Origin of the sequence: Rhodopseudomonas infernalis (assembly GCF_022271405.1) — a bacterium.
Lineage (GTDB): Bacteria > Pseudomonadota > Alphaproteobacteria > Rhizobiales > Xanthobacteraceae > Rhodopseudomonas > Rhodopseudomonas infernalis.
On record NZ_JAJNAL010000064.1, the window covers coordinates 1 to 18,937 of the forward strand.

The 18,937-nt window shown below is 66.4% G+C and carries 16 protein-coding genes; 9 read left to right on the forward strand and 7 right to left on the reverse strand.

Features of this window, described 5'->3' with window-relative positions; translation table 11 throughout:
- Window positions 1-219: 219 nt before the first annotated feature.
- Window positions 220-3,684 carry a chromosome segregation protein SMC gene (smc, locus tag LPW26_RS24240; protein WP_238738323.1) on the reverse strand — a complete coding sequence of 1,155 codons (3,465 nt, stop codon included), beginning with the start codon at window positions 3,682-3,684 and terminating at the stop codon, window positions 220-222.
- Between the two features lie 284 nt (window positions 3,685-3,968).
- Between smc and LPW26_RS24245 the strand changes: the two genes are divergently transcribed.
- Complete coding sequence (locus tag LPW26_RS24245) at window positions 3,969-4,553, forward strand: hypothetical protein (protein ID WP_238738324.1); 585 nt, start codon at window positions 3,969-3,971, stop codon at window positions 4,551-4,553.
- Between the two features lie 110 nt (window positions 4,554-4,663).
- Window positions 4,664-5,155 (forward strand): hypothetical protein, encoded by a 492-nt coding sequence (locus LPW26_RS24250; protein WP_238738325.1) that lies wholly within the window; start codon window positions 4,664-4,666, stop codon window positions 5,153-5,155.
- Window positions 5,156-5,442: 287 nt separating this feature from the next.
- Here the strand turns inward: LPW26_RS24250 and LPW26_RS24255 are convergent, their stop codons facing one another.
- The 3 genes from LPW26_RS24255 to LPW26_RS24265 all read right to left on the reverse strand — a co-directional run bounded on the left by LPW26_RS24255 (window position 5,443) and on the right by LPW26_RS24265 (window position 8,244).
- Entirely contained in the window at window positions 5,443-5,625 is a 183-nt protein-coding gene (locus LPW26_RS24255; RefSeq protein ID WP_238738326.1) for a hypothetical protein, read from the reverse strand.
- Between the two features lie 1,305 nt (window positions 5,626-6,930).
- On the reverse strand, window positions 6,931-7,608 hold the full coding sequence (locus LPW26_RS24260) for a DsbA family protein (RefSeq protein WP_238738327.1): 678 nt from the start codon (window positions 7,606-7,608) through the stop codon (window positions 6,931-6,933).
- Between the two features lie 138 nt (window positions 7,609-7,746).
- A complete protein-coding gene (locus tag LPW26_RS24265) occupies window positions 7,747-8,244 on the reverse strand; it encodes a DUF721 domain-containing protein (protein WP_238738328.1) in 498 nt (165 codons plus the stop codon).
- A 28-nt stretch (window positions 8,245-8,272) separates the two neighbouring features.
- Between LPW26_RS24265 and mutY the strand changes: the two genes are divergently transcribed.
- Window positions 8,273-9,397: an A/G-specific adenine glycosylase gene (gene mutY / locus LPW26_RS24270; RefSeq protein WP_238738329.1), complete on the forward strand. Its 1,125-nt coding sequence runs from the start codon at window positions 8,273-8,275 to the stop codon at window positions 9,395-9,397.
- 178 nt (window positions 9,398-9,575) lie between these two features.
- On the opposite strand, the gene LPW26_RS24275 is transcribed toward mutY, so the two are convergent.
- Entirely contained in the window at window positions 9,576-10,709 is a 1,134-nt protein-coding gene (locus tag LPW26_RS24275) for a site-specific DNA-methyltransferase (RefSeq protein ID WP_238738330.1), read from the reverse strand.
- A gap of 411 nt (window positions 10,710-11,120) precedes the next feature.
- On the opposite strand from LPW26_RS24275, the gene ypfJ reads away from it, so the two are divergent.
- From ypfJ to LPW26_RS24295, 4 genes are all read left to right on the forward strand, one after another.
- Window positions 11,121-12,041, forward strand: a complete 921-nt coding sequence (gene ypfJ / locus LPW26_RS24280) for a KPN_02809 family neutral zinc metallopeptidase (protein ID WP_238738331.1) — start codon at window positions 11,121-11,123, stop codon at window positions 12,039-12,041.
- A 124-nt stretch (window positions 12,042-12,165) separates the two neighbouring features.
- Entirely contained in the window at window positions 12,166-12,714 is a 549-nt protein-coding gene (gene moaB / locus LPW26_RS24285) for a molybdenum cofactor biosynthesis protein B (RefSeq protein ID WP_238738332.1), read from the forward strand.
- A gap of 109 nt (window positions 12,715-12,823) precedes the next feature.
- Window positions 12,824-13,642, forward strand: coding sequence for a CoA transferase subunit A (locus LPW26_RS24290; RefSeq protein ID WP_238738333.1), 819 nt, complete (start codon window positions 12,824-12,826; stop codon window positions 13,640-13,642).
- Window positions 13,639-14,391 carry a CoA transferase gene (locus tag LPW26_RS24295; protein ID WP_238738334.1) on the forward strand — a complete coding sequence of 251 codons (753 nt, stop codon included), beginning with the start codon at window positions 13,639-13,641 and terminating at the stop codon, window positions 14,389-14,391. The genes LPW26_RS24290 and LPW26_RS24295 overlap by 4 nt, the downstream gene beginning before the upstream one ends.
- 153 nt (window positions 14,392-14,544) lie before the next feature.
- Here the strand turns inward: LPW26_RS24295 and LPW26_RS24300 are convergent, their stop codons facing one another.
- Both LPW26_RS24300 and LPW26_RS24305 read right to left on the reverse strand, forming a co-directional pair.
- On the reverse strand, window positions 14,545-15,468 hold the full coding sequence (locus tag LPW26_RS24300; RefSeq protein ID WP_238738335.1) for a bifunctional helix-turn-helix transcriptional regulator/GNAT family N-acetyltransferase: 924 nt from the start codon (window positions 15,466-15,468) through the stop codon (window positions 14,545-14,547).
- Between the two features lie 361 nt (window positions 15,469-15,829).
- Window positions 15,830-16,393, reverse strand: a complete 564-nt coding sequence (locus LPW26_RS24305; RefSeq protein ID WP_238738336.1) for a glycosyltransferase family protein — start codon at window positions 16,391-16,393, stop codon at window positions 15,830-15,832.
- Window positions 16,394-16,575: 182 nt separating this feature from the next.
- On the opposite strand from LPW26_RS24305, the gene LPW26_RS24310 reads away from it, so the two are divergent.
- Together LPW26_RS24310 and LPW26_RS24315 are read left to right on the forward strand one after the other, a co-directional pair.
- On the forward strand, window positions 16,576-17,739 hold the full coding sequence (locus LPW26_RS24310; RefSeq protein WP_238738337.1) for a PA0069 family radical SAM protein: 1,164 nt from the start codon (window positions 16,576-16,578) through the stop codon (window positions 17,737-17,739).
- 181 nt (window positions 17,740-17,920) lie between these two features.
- Complete coding sequence (locus LPW26_RS24315) at window positions 17,921-18,823, forward strand: ribonuclease HII (protein ID WP_238738338.1); 903 nt, start codon at window positions 17,921-17,923, stop codon at window positions 18,821-18,823.
- Window positions 18,824-18,937: the final 114 nt, after the last annotated feature.

Below are 18,937 nucleotides of genomic sequence, written 5' to 3' on the forward strand. Positions count from 1 at the left end.
CCCGCGGCGGGGGGGGGGGGGGGGGCGCGGGGGGGGGGGGGGGGCCCCCCCCGCGAAGCGTTCATCCGCAGTGCCCGCGGCTCACCCCACCCCGTCGCGCATCCCGCTGCGCGGGCCGCACGCCGACCCTCCCCCTCCAGGGGAGGGTGAGGAGAGGCCGTGCGCAGTCGCGGCAGATGACCATCGATGATTGGCCTCGCCCTTCGGAGGAGCGAGAGATCACGCCACGTTCTGATCCAGAATATCCACCGCGCCCTGCAGGTCGACGGAGACCAGCTGCGACACGCCGCGCTCCGCCATGGTGACGCCGAACAGGCGGTTCATGCGGGCCATGGTGATCGGGTTGTGGGTGATGATGATGAAGCGCGTCTCGGTGGTCTCGCGCATCTCCTGCAGCAGGTCGCAGAACCGTTCGACGTTGTGGTCGTCGAGCGGCGCGTCGACTTCGTCCAGCACGCAGATCGGCGACGGGTTGGTCAGGAACACGGCGAAGATCAGCGCCATCGCGGTCAGCGCCTGCTCGCCGCCCGACAGCAGCGACAGCGAGGTCGGCTTCTTGCCCGGCGGCTTGGCGATGATTTCCAGGCCGGCCTCGAGCGGGTCATCGCTCTCGATCAGCTTCAGCTCGGCCTCGCCGCCGCCGAACAGCGTGGTGAACAGCCGCTTGAAGTGACCGTTGACGACCTCGAACGACGCCAGCAGGCGCTCGCGGGCTTCCTTGTTGAGGCTCTGGATGCCGGTGCGCAGCTTCTTGATCGCCTCGACCAGGTCGTCGCGCTCGGCGGCCAGCGAGCCGTGCTGGCCTTCGACTTCGTTGAGTTCTTCCTCGGCGCGCAGGTTGACGGCGCCGAGCCGCTCGCGGTCGCGGCGCAGCTTTTCGAGGTCGGCTTCGATCTCTGCCAGCGGCGGCAGTGTCGCGCCTTCTTGAATTTCAGCCAGCGAGGCGACCGCCTGCGGCTCGACCTCGAGCATGTCGCGGATCTCGCGCTCGACGTCCTCGAGCCGGCGCCGCGCGGCTTCCATCCGCTCCTCGGCGCGGGCGCAGGCTTCACGCGCGCTGGAGAGCTGTTCGAGCGACGATCGCGCCGCGCGGTCGGTGTCGGCCATCGCGGCTTCGGCCTCGGCGAGCGCGTCGGCGGCGTTGCGGCGGTCGGCTTCGGCGTATTCGATCTCGGTGATGATCGCGCTGCGCTTCTCGGCGAACACGGTGGGCGCGTTGTCGAGTTCGGCGCGCTCGGCGGTCAGCTCGGCGACGCGCTCCTCGACGGTGGCGATCTGCGACGCCGCGCTCTGCTTGCGACGGGTCCATTCGTTGCGCTCGGCGACGATCGCCTGCAGTCGCCTGTCGGCCAGCTCGGCCTCGCGCGCCAGCGCCTGCGCCTCGGCGCGGACCTGGGCCGCGTTGCGGCGATGCATGTCGATCTCGCCGCGCACCGCGGCGAGCCGCTGCTCGGCGTCGTCGTTGGGGGCGAGATCGCCGATCGCGTTCTCGGCCGATTCCAGCGCCATCTCGGCCTCGAGGCGGTCGCTGGCAAGGCGCGACTGCGCTTCGGCGAGCGCCGATTTGCGCGCGGCGTGGCGGTTGACCTCGCGCTCGGCGGCGGCGAGGCGCTCGCGCGCCGCATCGGCCTCGCGGCGGGCGCCGCGCAGATTTTCGCGCGACGCGGTTTCGGCGGCGGCGGCGCTGCGCAGCTCGGCTTCGGCCATCTCCAGCGCCTGGCGCTTGGACGAGGCGTCTATGCGGGCCTGCTCAAGTTCGTTCTCGATGTCGACCAGGCGGGCGCGCTCGGCGAGGCGGCGGGCCGCGCCGGTCGGCGCATGCGCCGAGGCGACGAAGCCGTCCCAGCGCCAGACGTCGCCGTCGAGCGACACCAGCCGCTGCCCGGTCTTGAGCTGGCTGACCAGCTCGCCGCCGCGCTCCTTGGCGACGACGCCGATCTGCGCCAGACGCCGCGCCAGCTCCGGCGGGGCGGTGACGTGGTCGCTCAGCGGCTCGGCGCCGTCCGGCAGCGCTGGGTCATCGGCCTGGACGCCGATATCGGTCCAGCGCATCGGCGACGACGGATCGACCGGCGCGTCGAGATCGTCGCCGAGCACGGCGCCGATCGCCTTCTCGTAGCCCTTGGCGGCGGTGATGCCGTCGATGATCGGCGGCCACAGATTCTTGGTCTCGCCGTTGAGAATCTTGCTGATCGTCTTGGCTTCGGTCTCGAGCCGCTGCACCCGCTTGTCGGCTTCGGTCAGCGGGCTGCGCGAGCCGTCGAGCTTCTGCCGCGCGGCGACATGCGCGGCCTCGGCGTTCTGCACGGCTCCTTCCAGCTCGGCGATGGTCTCCTGCGCCATCGCCACGGCTTCGGCGAGCTCGTCGACATTGCCGGCGCCGCCGGTTTCCTGCGTCAGCCGGTCGATCTCGCTTTCGACGTTCTTGATCTCGGTGTCGAGGCGGCCGAGCCGGTCGCGATGGCTGCGCACCGCCTGCTCGAACTGATTGCGCCGCGCGGTCAGCTCGGCGAGCTGGGTGGTGAGTTCGGCGAACAGCCGCTCGGCTTCGCCCAGCGCCGCCTCGGCCTCGCCGACGCGCTCGTCGACGCCGCTGCGCTTCTCGACCCGCTCCAGAATCTCTTCGCGCAGCTCGACATCCTCGATCTGCAGCCGCTCCAGCGCCTCGTCGGCGTCGACCGCCTGCTGCTGCTCGCGCGCGACGTCGGAGGAGAACTGCGCCAGCCGGCGTTCGAGTTCGACCACGCGCTCCTTGGCGCGGGCTTCCTCGCGGTCGAGCAGGTCGCGGGCATTGGTCAGCCGCTGCAGGCCGGCGGCGGCGCGGGCTTCGGCCTCGCGCAGGCCGGGCAGCGTCGAGGCGCGGTCGGCCTGGATGCGGGAGGCCTCGGCCTGCTCGCGGGTGCGCTCGGCGAGTTCGCGGACGCCGAGATCGTGCACCTGCGCGGCGGCGCCGACTTCGGCCTGCGCGTCGCACCAGCGCAGGTGATACAGCATCGCCTCGGTCTTGCGCACCTTGGCGGCGACCTCGCGGAAGCGGATCGCCTGCCGCGCCTGCTTCTTCAGCCCGTCGACCTGGGTCGACAGCTGGCCGATCACGTCCTCGACGCGGGTGAGGTTGGTTTCGGCCGCCTTCAGGCGCAGTTCCGCCTCGTGGCGGCGGGCGTGCAGGCCGGCGACGCCTGCGGCGTCTTCCAGCACGCGGCGGCGCTGCTCGGGCTTGGCCTGGATGATTTCGCCGATCTTGCCCTGGTGGACCAGCGCCGGCGAACGCGCGCCGGTGGCGGCGTCGGCGAACAACAGCTGCACGTCGCGGGCGCGGACTTCACGGCCGTTGATACGATATTGCGAGCCGGCCTCGCGCTCGATCCGTCGCGAAATATCCAGCGTGTCGGAATCGTTCAGCGCGGCCGGCGCGGTGCGCTCCGAATTGTCGAGCGACATCACCACTTCGGCGTGGTTGCGGGCCGGGCGGTTGCCGGAGCCGGCGAAGATCACCGCGTCCATGTCGGTGGCGCGCAGCGATTTGTGCGAGGTCTCGCCCATCGCCCAGCGCAGCGCCTCGACCAGATTGGACTTGCCGCAGCCGTTGGGCCCGACCACGCCGGTCAGACCCGGCTCGATCATGAAGTCGGTGGGCTCGACGAACGACTTGAAGCCGTGAAGGCGGAGACGCGTGAGTTTCATCTGGTCCGATGCTCGATTAGCCGGTGGTCGGACGGCGCTGGCGAATCTCTCAAGCCGGACAATACCATAGGCAGCCCGACCGGTCGCGACTCGCTCGCAGCCGGCAGCGACGTTAGCCGGCGACAATGGCCGCCAGGAACTGACGGGGCAACCGCGGAACCGGGCTTTTCCACGGGGGGATTTGCGGGAAAGGGGCGAGAAAGCTGGGGATTAGAGGAAAGAAGGGTAGCGGCCGGGATCACTCGTCGTCGATGTTTTTCGCCCAATGGTTGTGAGTGCTCCCGATGGCAAAAAATGGGCTGATCGCCTTCCTTCTTCTCGTCGCTACCGCTCTAGCGGTCGTTCTAGGCATGGTGCTCAATGAACCTGGCACATCGACGTTAGAGATTGATCGTGACCGGGCTTCAATTCAAAGCGAAATTGAATTCGCTGAGGCTGAGAGTGGACGATACAGCGGAGGTCTTGTTAAGGCCCTGATCGATCTGCGTATCGCAGTTCTAAGAAATAGTTCCGCGATGCTTGATCAGAAGCGTGCCGCGCTCATCCGCCGTGTTTCGCTCAACTACTCAATTGAAGGACATTCAATCAAGGAAGCGTCGGATCAAGAGCTTGAGGGGATTCTCAAGGATCTTGCCCAGGCCGAAACAAAGGCTGGGAACTCCAAAGCAGAAGCCGAACGTTATTCCGGGGGGCTACTGCAGTCGATGGCGCTTGTGAAAGCAGCGACGGATGACTTGGCAGTCTCTCAGCTGCGACTGAAGTTTTACACGTCCAAGTATGGGACGTCGTTACCCGTGCCTGAGTTGTCTACGAAGGTCCCTGAGAATGTCCCGCCTGGACGAGTAGTGAAAGATCGTGAGGCTCTTTAATGTTGCGCGTAATCTTGTCTGCTCTGTATTTTTTCGCCGCTGTAACCTTCTCGTCTGCTTGGGGGCAATCGCAGCAGGAGGCCCCACTAGGACTGACCTGGGGAGCTTCAATGGCAGACATTCAGTCGTCTGGCGTTGAGCTGAAAGAATTTCCGGGGAACGAGTATGGCAGGAGCTACATCGCCTCGAAGACAAGCAAGGCACTTGCTGATCAGAGTTTTACGTTGGTTTCGTTCGGATTCAACGACAAGCTATGGCGCGTAGTGATTGCTGGGCGCCCCATCTCTGACGATCCTGCGGGTAGTGCTGTGCTGGGTCGCTACAAGGAGCTCTCGAGTCTTTTGGCGGAAAAGTATGGGAAACCGAAAGAGTATCATAGGCTGGGTGAGTCGATTTACTCTCAGTCCGCGTATTTCGTCGCAGGAATCCGTGGAGGGAACAGCAGCTGGTATTCGAATTTCGAAACCACGGATTTTTCAATCCAGTTGGGGCTTACGGCCACCGATAGTTCAACCTCGAACTGGCGCTTAATCTACGAGAATAAAGAGATTAGAAAGGGCTTTGAAGCTTCAAAGCGATCAAGAGAAAAAGGGTCGCTCTAGTAACGCGAGGTCAGCCAAGGGACGAGTTGTGTCGTGCACACTGCCGCGCGACGTTCAATGGGTAATCGACTCGCATCTCGTTCGTCATTCGGGGGCTCACGAAGTGAGCGAGCCCTGAATCCATAGCCCCTGGAATCGCGGTGACGCACCGTGGGGGGGCAGCCGCGTTTTTTCGCGAGCGCTGTGGTTATGGATTCCGGGTTCGCGCTTCGCGCGCCCCGGAATGACGGAGGCGGGAGAATTATCTGTCGGTCGTTAGCGACGGTGCCCCGACGCGTCGACCACGATCACGCCCGGTCGCGCTCCGCGCGGAGCGCTTCGGCCGGTGCGAGAGACGGTGACGTTTTGCTGCGGCTGCGCAAGCGAGCGCGCAGCGATGCGTCGGCTTGGCGGTTGCTGTGCCAGACCACGCCGGCGGCCATCAGTGTCACGAGGACGGGGACGGTAAGTAAGTAGAGGATGTCGGTCATCGGATCCTCCGCAGCGCGCTGCGACCTAGTGAATGTAAGGCGAGACCGAGCACTGCGCAACCAACGCCAGCGCCCAGGAAGGCGGCGTCGGATAACATCGGCCGGTCACTTAACATAGACAAGCCAGGAGCAATAATGCCGGCGATAATCAAGCCAACTCCGATGTTATTGACGAACGTCGCGGTCAACTTGATCTGCTCGTTCTCCGCGCTCTGGTTTAGCTCCGTCATCAATCGGTCTCGCTAGGAGGGGCAGTCACCGCTCGGTGGTCGCAATGCCCGCGCTTATATAGTGCCGTCGTTCCCAGCGGCGCAGCCATCGTCAATTCGTAGCGTCTAGACGATGATCAGCGTGTCCCGCACGCGGTGCAGCGCGTAGCGCTGCTCCGCAGATGCGGGACCCCGGTTACTTCTGTTGAGAAGCAGAGAGCGTGGTGAGTGTGTGAACCGGGGTCCCGGCTCTGCGCAGCGGCACTGCGTGCCGCAGCGCGTCCGGGACACCAACACAAAGATGCTTGCGTAGGATGGGTTGAGCGCAGCGAAACCCATTTCCGATCGATGTGCGTCTTGACAAAATTCCTAAAAGGACTATAGTCCGATCCGTCCTGTCCGTGAGGGGCGCTTTCGCGAGGCGTCGTTGAGCGGGACAGATCGGCGGGCCGGGTGACCGGTTCGGAACGATGGTCCGGCGGAGCCAGCCCGATGGGGTGGCGAAGTCGGGCGGATGCGGCGTCCGCGCCTCGTGCCTCGCACGCACGGGTCCCGGGCGGCGTCGGGATCCCGTCCGGCTCCACTACGAGAGCCTGCCACTGATGCTGGCTGGACGGGGACAGGCGAACGGCGGGACAACCGCCGGGATGGAGCGCATGTCGCTCCGGCCACGTCCCCGGAAGAACGGGCCGATGCCGATAGCACGCCGCGGTGGGCGCGCCGCAAGGCGTTGCGCGATGGTCGCAAGCCATCGCGAACTCACCAGTCTTTGCGCCGACCGGCGCGCCCCACCCCTCGCTGTGAAGCGACGGGTGCATAGCTCGGGCTCAACGGAGCCGCGAGGAGGATTGCGCGTGGCTGTTTGAAACGTAAATCGAAGTCAGCGGTGGAGCATTGCGCTCCCGCCACCCTCTGACGTCATCGTCCGGCTTGACCGGACGACCCAGTATTGCAGAGCGCTCGTCGCTGCGCCGTGCGCTTGCCGAAACACTCTGGAATACTGGATCCCCGCATTCGCGGGGATGACGGCTTAGTTCGGGGCGCGGCTCTCTCCTACTTGGGCGGAGGTCTCCTCCAGAGAGAAGGCCGCTCCGCCTCAGCTCTTCTTTTCCAGCAGCGGATCGATGCGCTTGGCGAATTCTTCCAGCGAGGTTTCGCCCTTGAGCATTTCGCCGTTGACGAAGAAGCTCGGGGTCGAGTTCACCTTGAGTACTTCGTTGGCGTATTTCTGGTCGGCGGCGATCTTGTCGAGCAGCGCCTGATCCTTCAGGCAGGTCTCGACTTCGGCGGCGCTGAGGCCAGCCTGCTTGCCGATGCGCTTGAGCTGCTCGGTGGTGTCCTTGAGCACCCACTCGGCCTGGGTCTTGAACAACAGGTCGGTGACGGCGAAGTACTTCTGCGCGTCGTCCTTGGCGATGCAGCGCGACAGCATCGAGCCGGCCGCGGCCTTGATGTCGAGCGGGAATTCCCGGAACACGTAGCGGATCTTGCCGGTGTCGATATAGGCGGCCTTCAGCTTCGGAAACACCTGCTCGGCGAACGCGGCGCAGTGCGAGCAGGTCATCGAGGCGTATTCGGTGACGGTGACGGCGGCGTCCTTCGGACCGAGCGCCATGTCGGGCAGCGACATCGGCTTGGCGACATCGGCGGCGGTCGCGGCCTTGGCGCTCTGGGCGAAGGCCTGGTCGATCAGCCGGAACGGCGAGACCCCGGCGACGGCGGCGAGGCCGGTCAGCGACAGAGCGGCGGTGAAGGTGCGGCGCGTGATCATCAAGGTGCTCCAACGCGGCGGCGCGCCGCTCAAGGCAAGAGAAGGGCAGGGCGCGGCGCGGGCCGCGCGATCCAGCCGTTCGCTAGCTTGAAACCGCAATTGTGGCAATGCCGGGCCGGAATCCGCCCGCTCGCGCAGGCGTCACTTCCGCTTGATCGTGGCGCCGAGCCGGGCGAGCGCCAGCTTCAGATCCTCGTCCTCGACCGCATCGAGGCTGGCGGCGACCTGCGCGACGGCCTTGGGATCCGGCGGCTGCGGCGTCGGCTTGCGGCTCCGGCGCGACAGCGGCGCCTGGCGCAGCGCCAGCTTGCCGACCGCGTTCCAGCCGAAGAAGCGGTTGACCCGCTGCAGGATCTGGTCGGACGAATGTTGAATCTCCAGCGCCATCGGGCCCTCGACCCGCAGCACCAGCGTCGCCGGTTCCTGCGGCTGGCCTTCGACCGGCCGCGGCCATTGCATCTTCATGGGCTCGCAATGGGCGGCGATCTGGGTGCCGGCGATCTCGGCCCAGCGGGTGACGAGTTCCCGCGCCGCGAAGCCCTGCTTGGCGAAGGCTTCGTTGATCGTCGGGCCGAGCAGCCCGGACAGCGGCTTGGCGCTGATCGGGCCGGGCTTGTAGATGGGAGCGGGCTTGCTCATGGCAGAGGGCTTTGCGACGATACGGGCCATGAGTCTAGCAGAGAGTCGGGCAGGCGCGGCGCCGCGGCCAAAACAATCCCCGGACACCACAGACGAGGAAAGCGGCTCGGCCGGCCGCCCGGAGGCGCTGCTCGCCTGGTACGATCGCCATCGCCGCACGCTGCCCTGGCGGCCGCCCGCCGGCACCCCGGCCGATCCCTATGCGGTGTGGCTGTCCGAAATCATGCTGCAGCAAACCACCGTGCGCGCGGTCGGGCCGTATTTCGCAAAGTTTCTGGCACGCTGGCCGAGCGTCGCCGATCTCGGCGCCGCCTCGCTCGACGACGTGCTGCGGATGTGGGCCGGTCTCGGCTACTACTCGCGCGCCCGCAATCTGCACGCCTGCGCGGTGGCGGTGGCCGTGCAGCACGGCGGCTGCTTCCCCGATACGGAAGACGGCCTGCGCGCGCTACCTGGCGTCGGTCCGTATACGGCAGCGGCGATCGCGGCGATCGCGTTCGGCCGCCGCACCATGCCGGTCGACGGCAATATCGAGCGCGTGGTGTCGCGGCTCTACGCGGTCGAGGAGGAATTGCCCAAGGCCAAGCCGCGTATCAAGGCGCTGGCCGAAACGCTGCTCGGGCCCTCGCGCGCCGGCGACAGCGCACAGGCGCTGATGGATCTCGGCGCCACGATCTGCACGCCGAAGAAACCAGCCTGTGCGTTGTGTCCGTTCATGGATGGGTGCGCCGCACGGCTGCGCGGCGATGCCGAGACGTTTCCGCGCAAGGCGCCGAAGAAGACCGGCGAACTGCGCCGCGGCGCGGCCTTCGTGGTCACCCGCGGGGACAACGTGTTAGTTCGAAGCCGCGCCGCGAAGGGGCTGCTCGGTGGCATGACCGAGGTGCCGAATTCCGATTGGCATGCCGGTCACAGCGATGCGGAGGCGCGCGCGCAGGCGCCGCATCTTGCCGGCATCACGCGCTGGCATCGCAAGCCCGGTGTGGTCACGCACGTGTTCACGCATTTCCCGCTCGAACTCGTCGTCTACACCGCGCAGGCGACGAGCGGCACGCGCGCGCCGGCCGGCATGCGCTGGGTGAAAATCGCCACGCTCGCCGACGAAGCGCTGCCGAATCTGATGCGTAAGGTGATTGCCCACGCGCTCGATTAGTCCCGCTCATGGCTTGGTACGACTACGGGTCGGCGTGACGCTCGTATAGGAAGCTCGGCCCACCACAATCGTCATTGCGAGCGAAGCGAAGCAATCCAGCGCTGTGTGCACTGGGCTGGATTGCTTCGTCGCCTTGCTCCTCGCAATGACGGGGAAAGTTCGTTTATGGGGCCGACCTTCAGCCCGCAGCCATTGCGCTGCGGACTTCGGCGCGGAGGTCGTCGATCAGGCGGAGGCCCTGGCTGGTTTCGACGTGCCAGAAGGTCCAGCCGTTGCAGGCTTCGGAGCCCTGCGCCACTGCGCCGATGCGGTGGATCGAGCCGACCTTGTCGCCCAGCATGATGGCGCCGTCGGCGCGAACCAGAGCGCCGTGACGCTTCTTCGAATCGACCAGCCGGGCGCCGGGCGAAATCATGCCGCGTTCGATCAGTTCGGAGAATGCCACGCGCGGCGCTTCGCGCGCGGTGACGAACGGTTTCAACGTGTCTTCCGGCAACGGTTCGATGGCGTCGATGCGGGCGCGAGCCGCGTCGGCGTAGACGCGTTCGCGCTCGAAGCCGATGTAGTTGCGGCGTAGCCGTTTGGCGACGGCGCCGGTCGTGCCGGTGCCGTTGAACGGATCAATCACCAGATCGCCGGGCTTGGACGAACTCAGCAGCACGCGCGCCAGCAGGCCTTCGGGCTTCTGGGTCGGGTGCACCTTCTTGCCGTCGTCGCCCTTCAGGCGTTCGTCGCCGGTGCACAGCGGGATCAGCCAGTCGGAGCGCGCCTGCACATCTTCGTTGGAGGCCTTCAGCGTCTCGTAGTTGAAGGTGTAGCCCTTGGCGTTCTCGTCGCGCGCCGCCCAGATCATGGTTTCGTGCGCGTTGGTGAACCGGCGGCCGCGGAAATTCGGCATCGGATTGGTCTTGCGCCAGACGATGTCGTTGAGCAGCCAGAACCCGAGGTCCTGCATGATCGCGCCGACACGGAAGATGTTGTGGTAGGAGCCGATCACCCAGATCGTCGCCGACGGCTTCATGATCCGGCGCGCGGCGAGCAGCCAGGCGCGGGTGAAGTCGTCGTAGGCGGCGAACGACGAGAACTTGTCCCAATCGTCGTCGACTGCGTCGACCTGCGACTCGTCGGGGCGCTTCAGGGCGCCCTTGAGCTGGAGATTGTACGGCGGATCTGCGAACACCAGATCGACCGACTTGGCCTGAAGCTTCGACATCTCCGCGACGCAATCGCCGACGATGATCGTGCTTTCGGGCTCGACTTCAAATTGAGTGCGGGGCGCCCTTGCAGACGCCCCGCGACGCGACAAAACCATGACTCAACTAACCTGACTCATGTGACGCCGTCGGAGACGCGGGACTAAACAACCGACTGGCGATACATTGGCCCGGCAAAGTAAAAATCGACTTAATTGAAATCGAAATCTCGCCCGGAACGACTACGGGCTGCGAATGTTGCCTGAAGGTTTGTTGTTGCTGCTGGCGAGGGGCTTCATTTTGCACGTCATTCCGTTTGCGCGGTCATATTCGGCGGCCGTCATATCTCGGTTTGTGCAGGTGCGATCCTGGCTGCCAGCTTTCGCCGACACCGATCTACGCACTAGGCAATATTTGCCGGGCAGGTTAATTCTAAATGTCGTGGATCTGTTCAGGCTCGCCGCCGGCTGCAGCGGGCGCGAACTGATCCAGCGAGTTGGCCGCAGTAATTTTCACCCGAGGACACCCTGATGCGTGACGATGACTTCCGTCGCAGCGACAATATCGACGACCGGCGCGACAGTGGCGGAGGAGGCGGCGGCGGCTTCGGCTTTCCGATGGGCGGCGGCGGACTCGGCATCGGGACCATCGTGGTGCTCGGCCTGGTCGGTTGGGCGTTCGGCATCGATCCGCGGCTATTGATCGGCGGCGCCGAGATTCTCACCGGCGGCGGGGCGCCGACTCATCAGGCCGAACGTTCGTCACCCGGGAAACAGGGCGCGCCGACCGACGAGATGGGCAGGATGATCTCCGGCGTGCTCGGCGAGATCGACGATCGTTGGACCGAGATTTTCAAGGCCAACGGCCAGACCTATGTCGGGCCGAAGATCGTGCTGTTCCGCAATTCGACCAATGGCGGGCGCTGCGGCATGGCGCAGTCTGCGATGGGGCCGTTCTATTGTCCGCCCGACAAGCAGATCTTCATCGACACCAATTTCTTCAAGCAGGTCGAGACACGGTTCAAGGGCTGTTCCGGGAGCGCCTGCCGGTTCACGGCGGCCTATATTATTGCTCACGAGGCCGGTCACCACGTGCAGAACCTGCTCGGCATTCTGCCGCGCGTGACGCGGTTGCAGGAGCAGGCCGGCTCGCGCGCCGAATCCAACGCCCTGCAGGTTCGGGTCGAGTTGCAGGCCGATTGCCTGTCCGGCGTCTGGGTCAACCGCGAAGAGAAGAAGCGGCCGAACTTCCTCGAGCCCGGCGACATCGACGCCGCGCTCACCACCGCCAGCGCGATCGGCGACGACACCCTGCAGCGCAAAGCCGGCCGCGACGTCGTGCCCGACTCCTTCACCCACGGCTCCGCCGAACAGCGCAAACGCTGGTTCATGACCGGCTATCAGCAAGGCACCGTGCAAGCCTGCAACACGTTCGGCGCGGAGAGGTTGTAGGGAGCGGCAAGCAAACCACTTGCCTATCCCGTCATTGCGAGCGAAGCGAAGCAATCCAGCTCCTTGCTCGGCGCTCTGGATTGCTTCGTCGCTTCGCTCCTCGCAATGACGCTGGAATTGAACAATGGCATCGGTCAATCAATCCAAAGCCTTCATCCCCCTCAACATCGCGGTGCTCACCGTCTCCGACACGCGGTCGCTCGAGGATGACAAGTCCGGCGTGACGCTGGCGGATCGGCTCACGGCGGCGGGGCACAAGCTCGCAGCACGGGAGGTCGTGACCGATGACGTTGAGGCGATTCGTGGCATCGTGCGGCGCTGGATCGGTGATCCACAGATCGACGCGATCATCACCACCGGCGGTACTGGTTTCACGGGGCGTGATGTCACGCCGGAGGCGATCGAGCCGCTGTTCGAGAAGCGGATGGATGGGTTTTCGATCGCCTTCCACATGATGAGCTACGGCAAGATCGGCACCTCGACCATCCAGTCGCGCGCCACGGCGGGCGTTGCGGGCGCGACTTATATTTTCTGCCTGCCTGGCTCGCCGGGCGCCTGCCGCGACGGCTGGGACAACATTTTGGCCCCGCAGCTCGATTACCGGACGCGGCCCTGCAACTTCGTCGAGATCATGCCACGGCTCGACGAGCATCTGCGCCGCAGCAAGAGCTGACGCATAGCTGCGCGCCAGGACGCCGCCTTGACAGGCTCGCAGCGTCGCGGAACCATCACGTCCAACAACACGTCGCGGAAATATCTGCGGGATGACATTGGAGGACGGTGTGGGAGAGATCGTTTCGATCGAGGCGCTTGCTGCGCAGATCAAGGACGGCATGACGGTCGCGCTGGGCGCCGATAACGCGGGGCCGGCGATGGCTGCGACCGCGGCGCTGCTCGCGCATCGTCCGAAGAACCTCCATCTCGTCTGCGTGCCGATCAGCGGCATTCAGGCCGACATGCTGATCGGCGCAGGCTGCGTCGGAACGCTCGAGACCAGCGCGGTGACGCTCGGCGAAGCCGGCGGCGCGCCGCGCTTTGCCGACGGCATTCGTCGCGGCGCGTTCAAGATGATGGACGCGACCTGCCCGGCGGTTCTCGCCGGCCTCGTGGCCGGCCAGAAGGGCGTGCCGTTCATGCCGATCCGCGGCATCATCGGCAGCGACGTGCTGAAGATGCGGCCGGACTGGAAGGTGATCGACAACCCGTTCGCGCCGGACGATCCGATCGTCGTGGTGCCGGCGATCCGGCCGGACGTCGCGCTGTTTCATGCCCGCGAGGCGGATCGCTTCGGCAACGTGCGGATCGGCCGGCAGGCCGAACTCGCCGCGATGGCCTATGCGGCGAAGACCTCGCTGGTGACCGTCGAGCGCATCGTCGAGACCTCGCTGCTCGCCGACGAGCGCTCCGCTGCGGGCGTGCTGCCGGCGCTCTATGTCGGCGCGATCGCCGAGGCCAAGCAGGGCGCCTGGCCGATCGGGCTCGCGGGTGAATACACCACCGATACGGCCGAAGTCGCGCGCTACGCCAAGATGGCGCGCTCGGCCGACGGCTTCGCGGCGTACATGAGCGGCTTTGCCCAGCGCTTCGAGGCGGTGGCATGAGCAACGGGCCAGCGACGACGCGCGAAATCCTGATCGCCACCATTGCCGATCTGCTCGATGGCGTTCGCACCGTCGCGGTCGGCGCGTCGTCGCCGATTCCGGCGGCCGGCGCGATGCTGCTGCGCGCCCGCAACGAGCAGCGCGGCCGCGAGCGCGTGCGCGTCATCGTGCTCGGCTCGCGCGAGCACAACTTCTTCACCAACGGCTCGTTCGAGCTGTTCGACGCCACGGCGCAGGGCCGCGTCGATGCGTTCTTTCTCGGCGGCGGCCAGATCGACGGGCAGGCGAACATCAACCTGGTCGGCACTGGCGACTATCCGACCAGCACCGTGCGCTGGCCCGGCTCGTTCGGCTCGGCCTATATGTACTACCTGATTCCGCGGGTGATCCTGTTCCGCGAGGAGCATTCGCCGCGCGTACTGGTCGACAAGGTCGACTTCGTCAGCGCGCCGGGATCGAGCGAAGGCATTCATCGCACCGGCGGACCGCATGCGCTGCTGACGTCGCTCGCGCTGTTCGACTTCGACAAGGACAAGAAGCGCTTCCGTCTGCGCAGCGTGCATCGCGGGCACACCGCCGAGGATGTCCGCGCCGCGACCGGCTTCGATTACGATGCGCCGGCCAACGTGCCGCCGACGCCCGAGCCTGACGCGGAGACGCTGGCGCTGCTGCGCGGCCGGGTCACATCCGAACTCGCCGAGTGCTATCCGCAATTCGCCGAGACGCTGGTCGCCGATCGCGCCGCCTGAGCGCGATCAGCCATCTGGCTGCGCCGAGCAGCCCTGTCAGCAACCCGCGCACCGCGGCATGGATCGCGGCACGTTGCAGCGCGCGTCCACGCCGGGCGTGGAGCGTGATCAGTTCGGAGGTGACGCGCCGCGGTTCATTGCGACGCCGCGGCGTCACAGCCGCAGCTCCCAGGTTTCGCCGATCAGGTTCTGGCCGAAGCTGCGATGCGGCTCGGAGCCGACCAGCTCGAAGCCGGCGCTCTGATAGAGCCGGCGGGCAGCGATCAGGATGCTCTGCGTCCACAGCGTGACCTTGCGGTAGCCGCACTGCCGGGCGAAGCCGACCGCCTCGTTCAGCAGCTTGTCGCCGAGCCGATGCCCGCGCGCCTGCGGTGTCACCAGCAGCAGCCGCAGCTTGGCGACCTGATCGCTGTCGCGGACCAGGAACAGCGAGCCGGCCTGCATCCCGTCATGTTCTGCGATCCAGCAGCGTTCGCGGCCGGGATCGTGTTTGGCCAGAAATGCTCCGGCAATCTCCGCGACAAGCGCTTCGAACGAGGCGTCGAAGCCATATTCGGCTGCGTAAATCGCGCCGTGGCTCTGCACCACCCAGCCGATATCGCCCGGCCGCGGGCTGCGCAGGATCGGCGGCGCGGCCGGATGGTCGCCAAGCAGCCGTTCGATCGTCGCCATCGCCGCCGTCAGCCGCGGCCGTTCGGCTTCCTGGACGCTCGCCAGCATCGTCCCCATATCCCGCTCCGAGCGACGTTCGAGATCCGCATAGGCGGCGCGACCTTTCGCGGTCAGGGCCAGCAGATGCTGCCGGCGGTCGGACGGGGAGGGGGTACGTTTGACGAGCCCGCTGTCCGCAAAGCTCTGCACAATCCGGCTGAGATAGCCGGCGTCAAGTCCGAGCGAAGCGCCGATCTCCTTGGCGAGCGGCGTCTCGCGATGCGCGAGCTCGAACAGCACCCGCGCTTCGGTGAGTGAATACGGACTGTCCATCAAATGCTGGGCCAGCACACCGAGATGGCGAGTGTAGAATCGGTTGAATTCCCGCACAGCGGCGATCTGGTCGGCGGCAACGGATTTCGACATGGCAACCTCGATGGTTGCCATCGTCATGTAAATAGTTGCATTTGGCAAGTATTATTTGGGCCGTCACTCGGCCGTTACCGGAGCGCTGCTGCTTAGACTCATGGTGTGCCTCGTCGCGCTCAGTACGCTCAACGCCTCGATCTTCACCGGCGCGCGCGTGTACTATGCGCTCGGCTCCGACCTGCCCACGCTGCGCCGGCTCGGGGCGTGGGAAGGCCGCGATCCAGAAACGTGTACTCGCCGTCGGCGCTGGGATAGCGGACGGCGAGCTCGGCATCGACCATCGCGCCGGGCAGCGTGATCAATCCGCCGAGCGCGTCGGGACTGCACTTGGGTTATCGAGGGAGACGGCGGAGTGGGCTCAGACCAGCACGATGCGGCTGCGGAGTAGGGTGCGCGACGAGCGGCCGAGCTGGCGCAGCAGTCGGCCTTCGGAGCGTTCGGGGTCATGGCCGCCGAGCCGGTCGTAGTGCTCGCGGGCGATCAACAGGCCCTGATCGGCGCGCGGCCCGGCAAGCTGGCGGCGCAGCGTCCGGAACGTCTCGGCCCAGCTCGGCTCCGCATAGGGCGAGCGGGCGTAGCGGAAGATGCCGGCGCGCGGGTGGCCGCTCAGCGACACGCCCTGGATGAACTGCGTGGTTTCTTCGATCCAGCCGGAATCCAGCACGGCGCCGGCGTGCAGGAACATCAGCCACGGCGAGGTCGAGCGCCTGGCGCCTTCCGCCAGCGCGGCGGCACGGCTGCCTTCGACCGCCAGGAAACCGCAGCCCGCGACGTCGGCGACGCGCTCGATCACGCCGTCGTTCTTGCGATCCACCAGCAGCACCTCGCGGATCACGCCCGCCGCGGCGCCGGGAACGAGAGCCGCCAGCGTGGCGACCGCGGTCCGCTCGACTCCATCGGTGGGAATGATGACGCTCAACATGTCGGCCGGATGACCTGATTGCAACGGTTGCGAGCACGCTTAACACCTCGGCGCGGCGAAATCAGCCCGGATTTATGACGTCCGGGCCGAGCCGCAGCCGTCGGTGCGCGAGACTGCCAGCGGCACGGGGATGGCTCAATTATGTTCTTGATTTGTTCTATGACGTAGTTATCTTCGGTGTCATGAGCAGAGCATCCAGCAGTGCCCTCAAGCGCCCGCCGGTCACGGCGCCCTCCGAGCCGGTGGGCGCGTCTTCCCCTTTCCCCGCGATCGAAGTTGCGATCGATAAGCAGCGCCGCCGCGGTCGCGGTGCGCAGTCGAACGACAGCGGCCGCTACGAGGCCGAGGCCCGGGTCGCGTTCGACGACGGCTGGCAGAGCCTCGACGAGCTGCCGCCGTTCAAGACCACCGTGGCGGTCGACACCGCGCGAAAAGTCATCACCCGCAACGAGTCGCCGGACATCGGCTTCGACCGCTCGATCAATCCGTATCGCGGCTGCGAGCACGGCTGCGTGTACTGCTTCGCGCGGCCGACCCATGCCTATCTCGGCCTGTCGCCGGGGCTCGATTTCGAGTCGCGGCTGTTCGCCAAGCCGGATGCGCCAGCGCTGCTGGAGAAAGAACTCGCCGCGGCCGAATACGAGCCGAAGATGATCGCGATCGGCACCAACACCGATCCGTATCAGCCGATCGAGCGCGAGCGGAAGATCATGCGCGGCATCCTCGAGGTGCTGGAGAAGACCGGCCACCCGGTCGGCATCGTCACCAAGTCGGCGCTGGTCACCCGCGACATCGACATCCTGGCGCGGATGGCGAAGCGCCAACTCGCCAAGGTGGCGCTGTCGGTGACGTCGCTCGATCCGAAGCTGGCGCGGACGATGGAGCCGCGCGCCTCGGCGCCGGCGAAGCGGCTCGAGGCGCTGAAGCGGCTCGCCGACGCGGGCATTCCGACCACCGTGATGGTGGCGCCGGTGATCCCGGCGCTCAACGACATGGAAATGGAGCGCATCCTCGACGCTGCGGCGCATGCCGGCGTCAAGGAAGCCAGCTACGTGATGCTACGGCTGCCGCTCGAAGTCCGCGACCTGTTCCGCGAGTGGCTGATGGCCAACTATCCGGACCGCTATCGCCACGTCTTCACGCTGATCCGCGAGATGCGCGGCGGGCGTGACTACGACTCGCAATGGGGCACGCGGATGAAGGGCACCGGCCCGATGGCCTGGATGATCGGCCGCCGCTTCGAAACCGCCTGCGCAAGGCTCGGCCTGAACAAACGTCGGTCGAAGCTGACGCTGGATCATTTCGACAAGCCGGAGCGCGCCGGGCAGCAACTGAGTTTGTTCTGAGAACCTTGTAGGATGGGTTGAGCGGAGCGAAACCCATCGAGCAGCCTTGATGTGGCGCTATGGGTTTCGCTCCGCTCAACCCATCATACGGGCAGGTCGCGGAACCCTCCTCGCACTGAATTGCGGGCATGGCGCGGGATTTCCGGTTGCGCGTGCCGGCGCCTGCCCGCAGCATCGCCGCATGATTCGGGACACGAAAAAGCCCAGCAAGGCCAAAGCCAACACCCTGCCGCTCGACGGAGCGCCCAAGCGGGCCGCAACCACCGCGCCCGGTGCAAAGGCGGCTGCCAAAGTCTCGGCCTCGAAAGCCGCAACAGCCCGGACGACCGCCGCGAAAGGCTCGCCGGCCAAGACCTCACCGGCCAAAGGCCTCGGCAAAGGCGTGATCGCCGTGGCGCCGCCGAGCTTTCGGCGCGAGCGCACGCTGATCAAGAAAGGCATTTGGCCGGTCGCGGGCTGCGACGAGGCGGGGCGCGGGCCGCTGGCCGGGCCGGTCGTGGCGGCCGCGGTGGTGCTCGATCCCAAGCGCGTGCCCAAAGGGCTCGACGATTCCAAGCGGCTGAGTGCCGATCGGCGGGCGGAACTGTTCGAAGAAATTTGCGCAACCGCGCAGGTTTCGGTGGTCTGCGCGTCGCCCGAGCGGATCAATCGCGACAACATCCTGCGCGCGTCGCTGTGGGCCCTGACCCGCGCGGTCCACGCGCTGCCGGACCTGCCGCAGCACGTCTTCGTCGACGGCCGCGACCGGCTGGCGACGCGCTGCGAGAGCGAGGCGGTGATCGGCGGCGACGGGCTGATCGCCTCGATCGCCGCGGCCTCGATCATCGCCAAGGTGACGCGCGACCGGCTGATGTGTCGGCTGGCGCAGGAATGTCCCGGCTACGGTTTCGAATCGCACAAGGGTTACGGCGTGCCGGAGCATCTCGCGGCCTTGTCGCGGCTTGGTCCGACCGTGCATCATCGCCGCTTCTTTGCCCCGGTGGCGGCCGCCTGGCAGCGCATCGAAGGTGTTCCGGTCGAGCTGCCCGTCAGCGGTGATCTCTTTGAGGCAGCCACGGACGTCCAGCTCGTCGCTTCGGCGTAAAGGCCCCACGCGGAGTAATCGTAGATAACCTGAGGCCGGCGCTCCCTTTACCCTCCCCTGGAGGGGGAGGGTCGCTCGCGTAGCGAGCGGGGTGGGGTGGCGAAGAGTTCATCC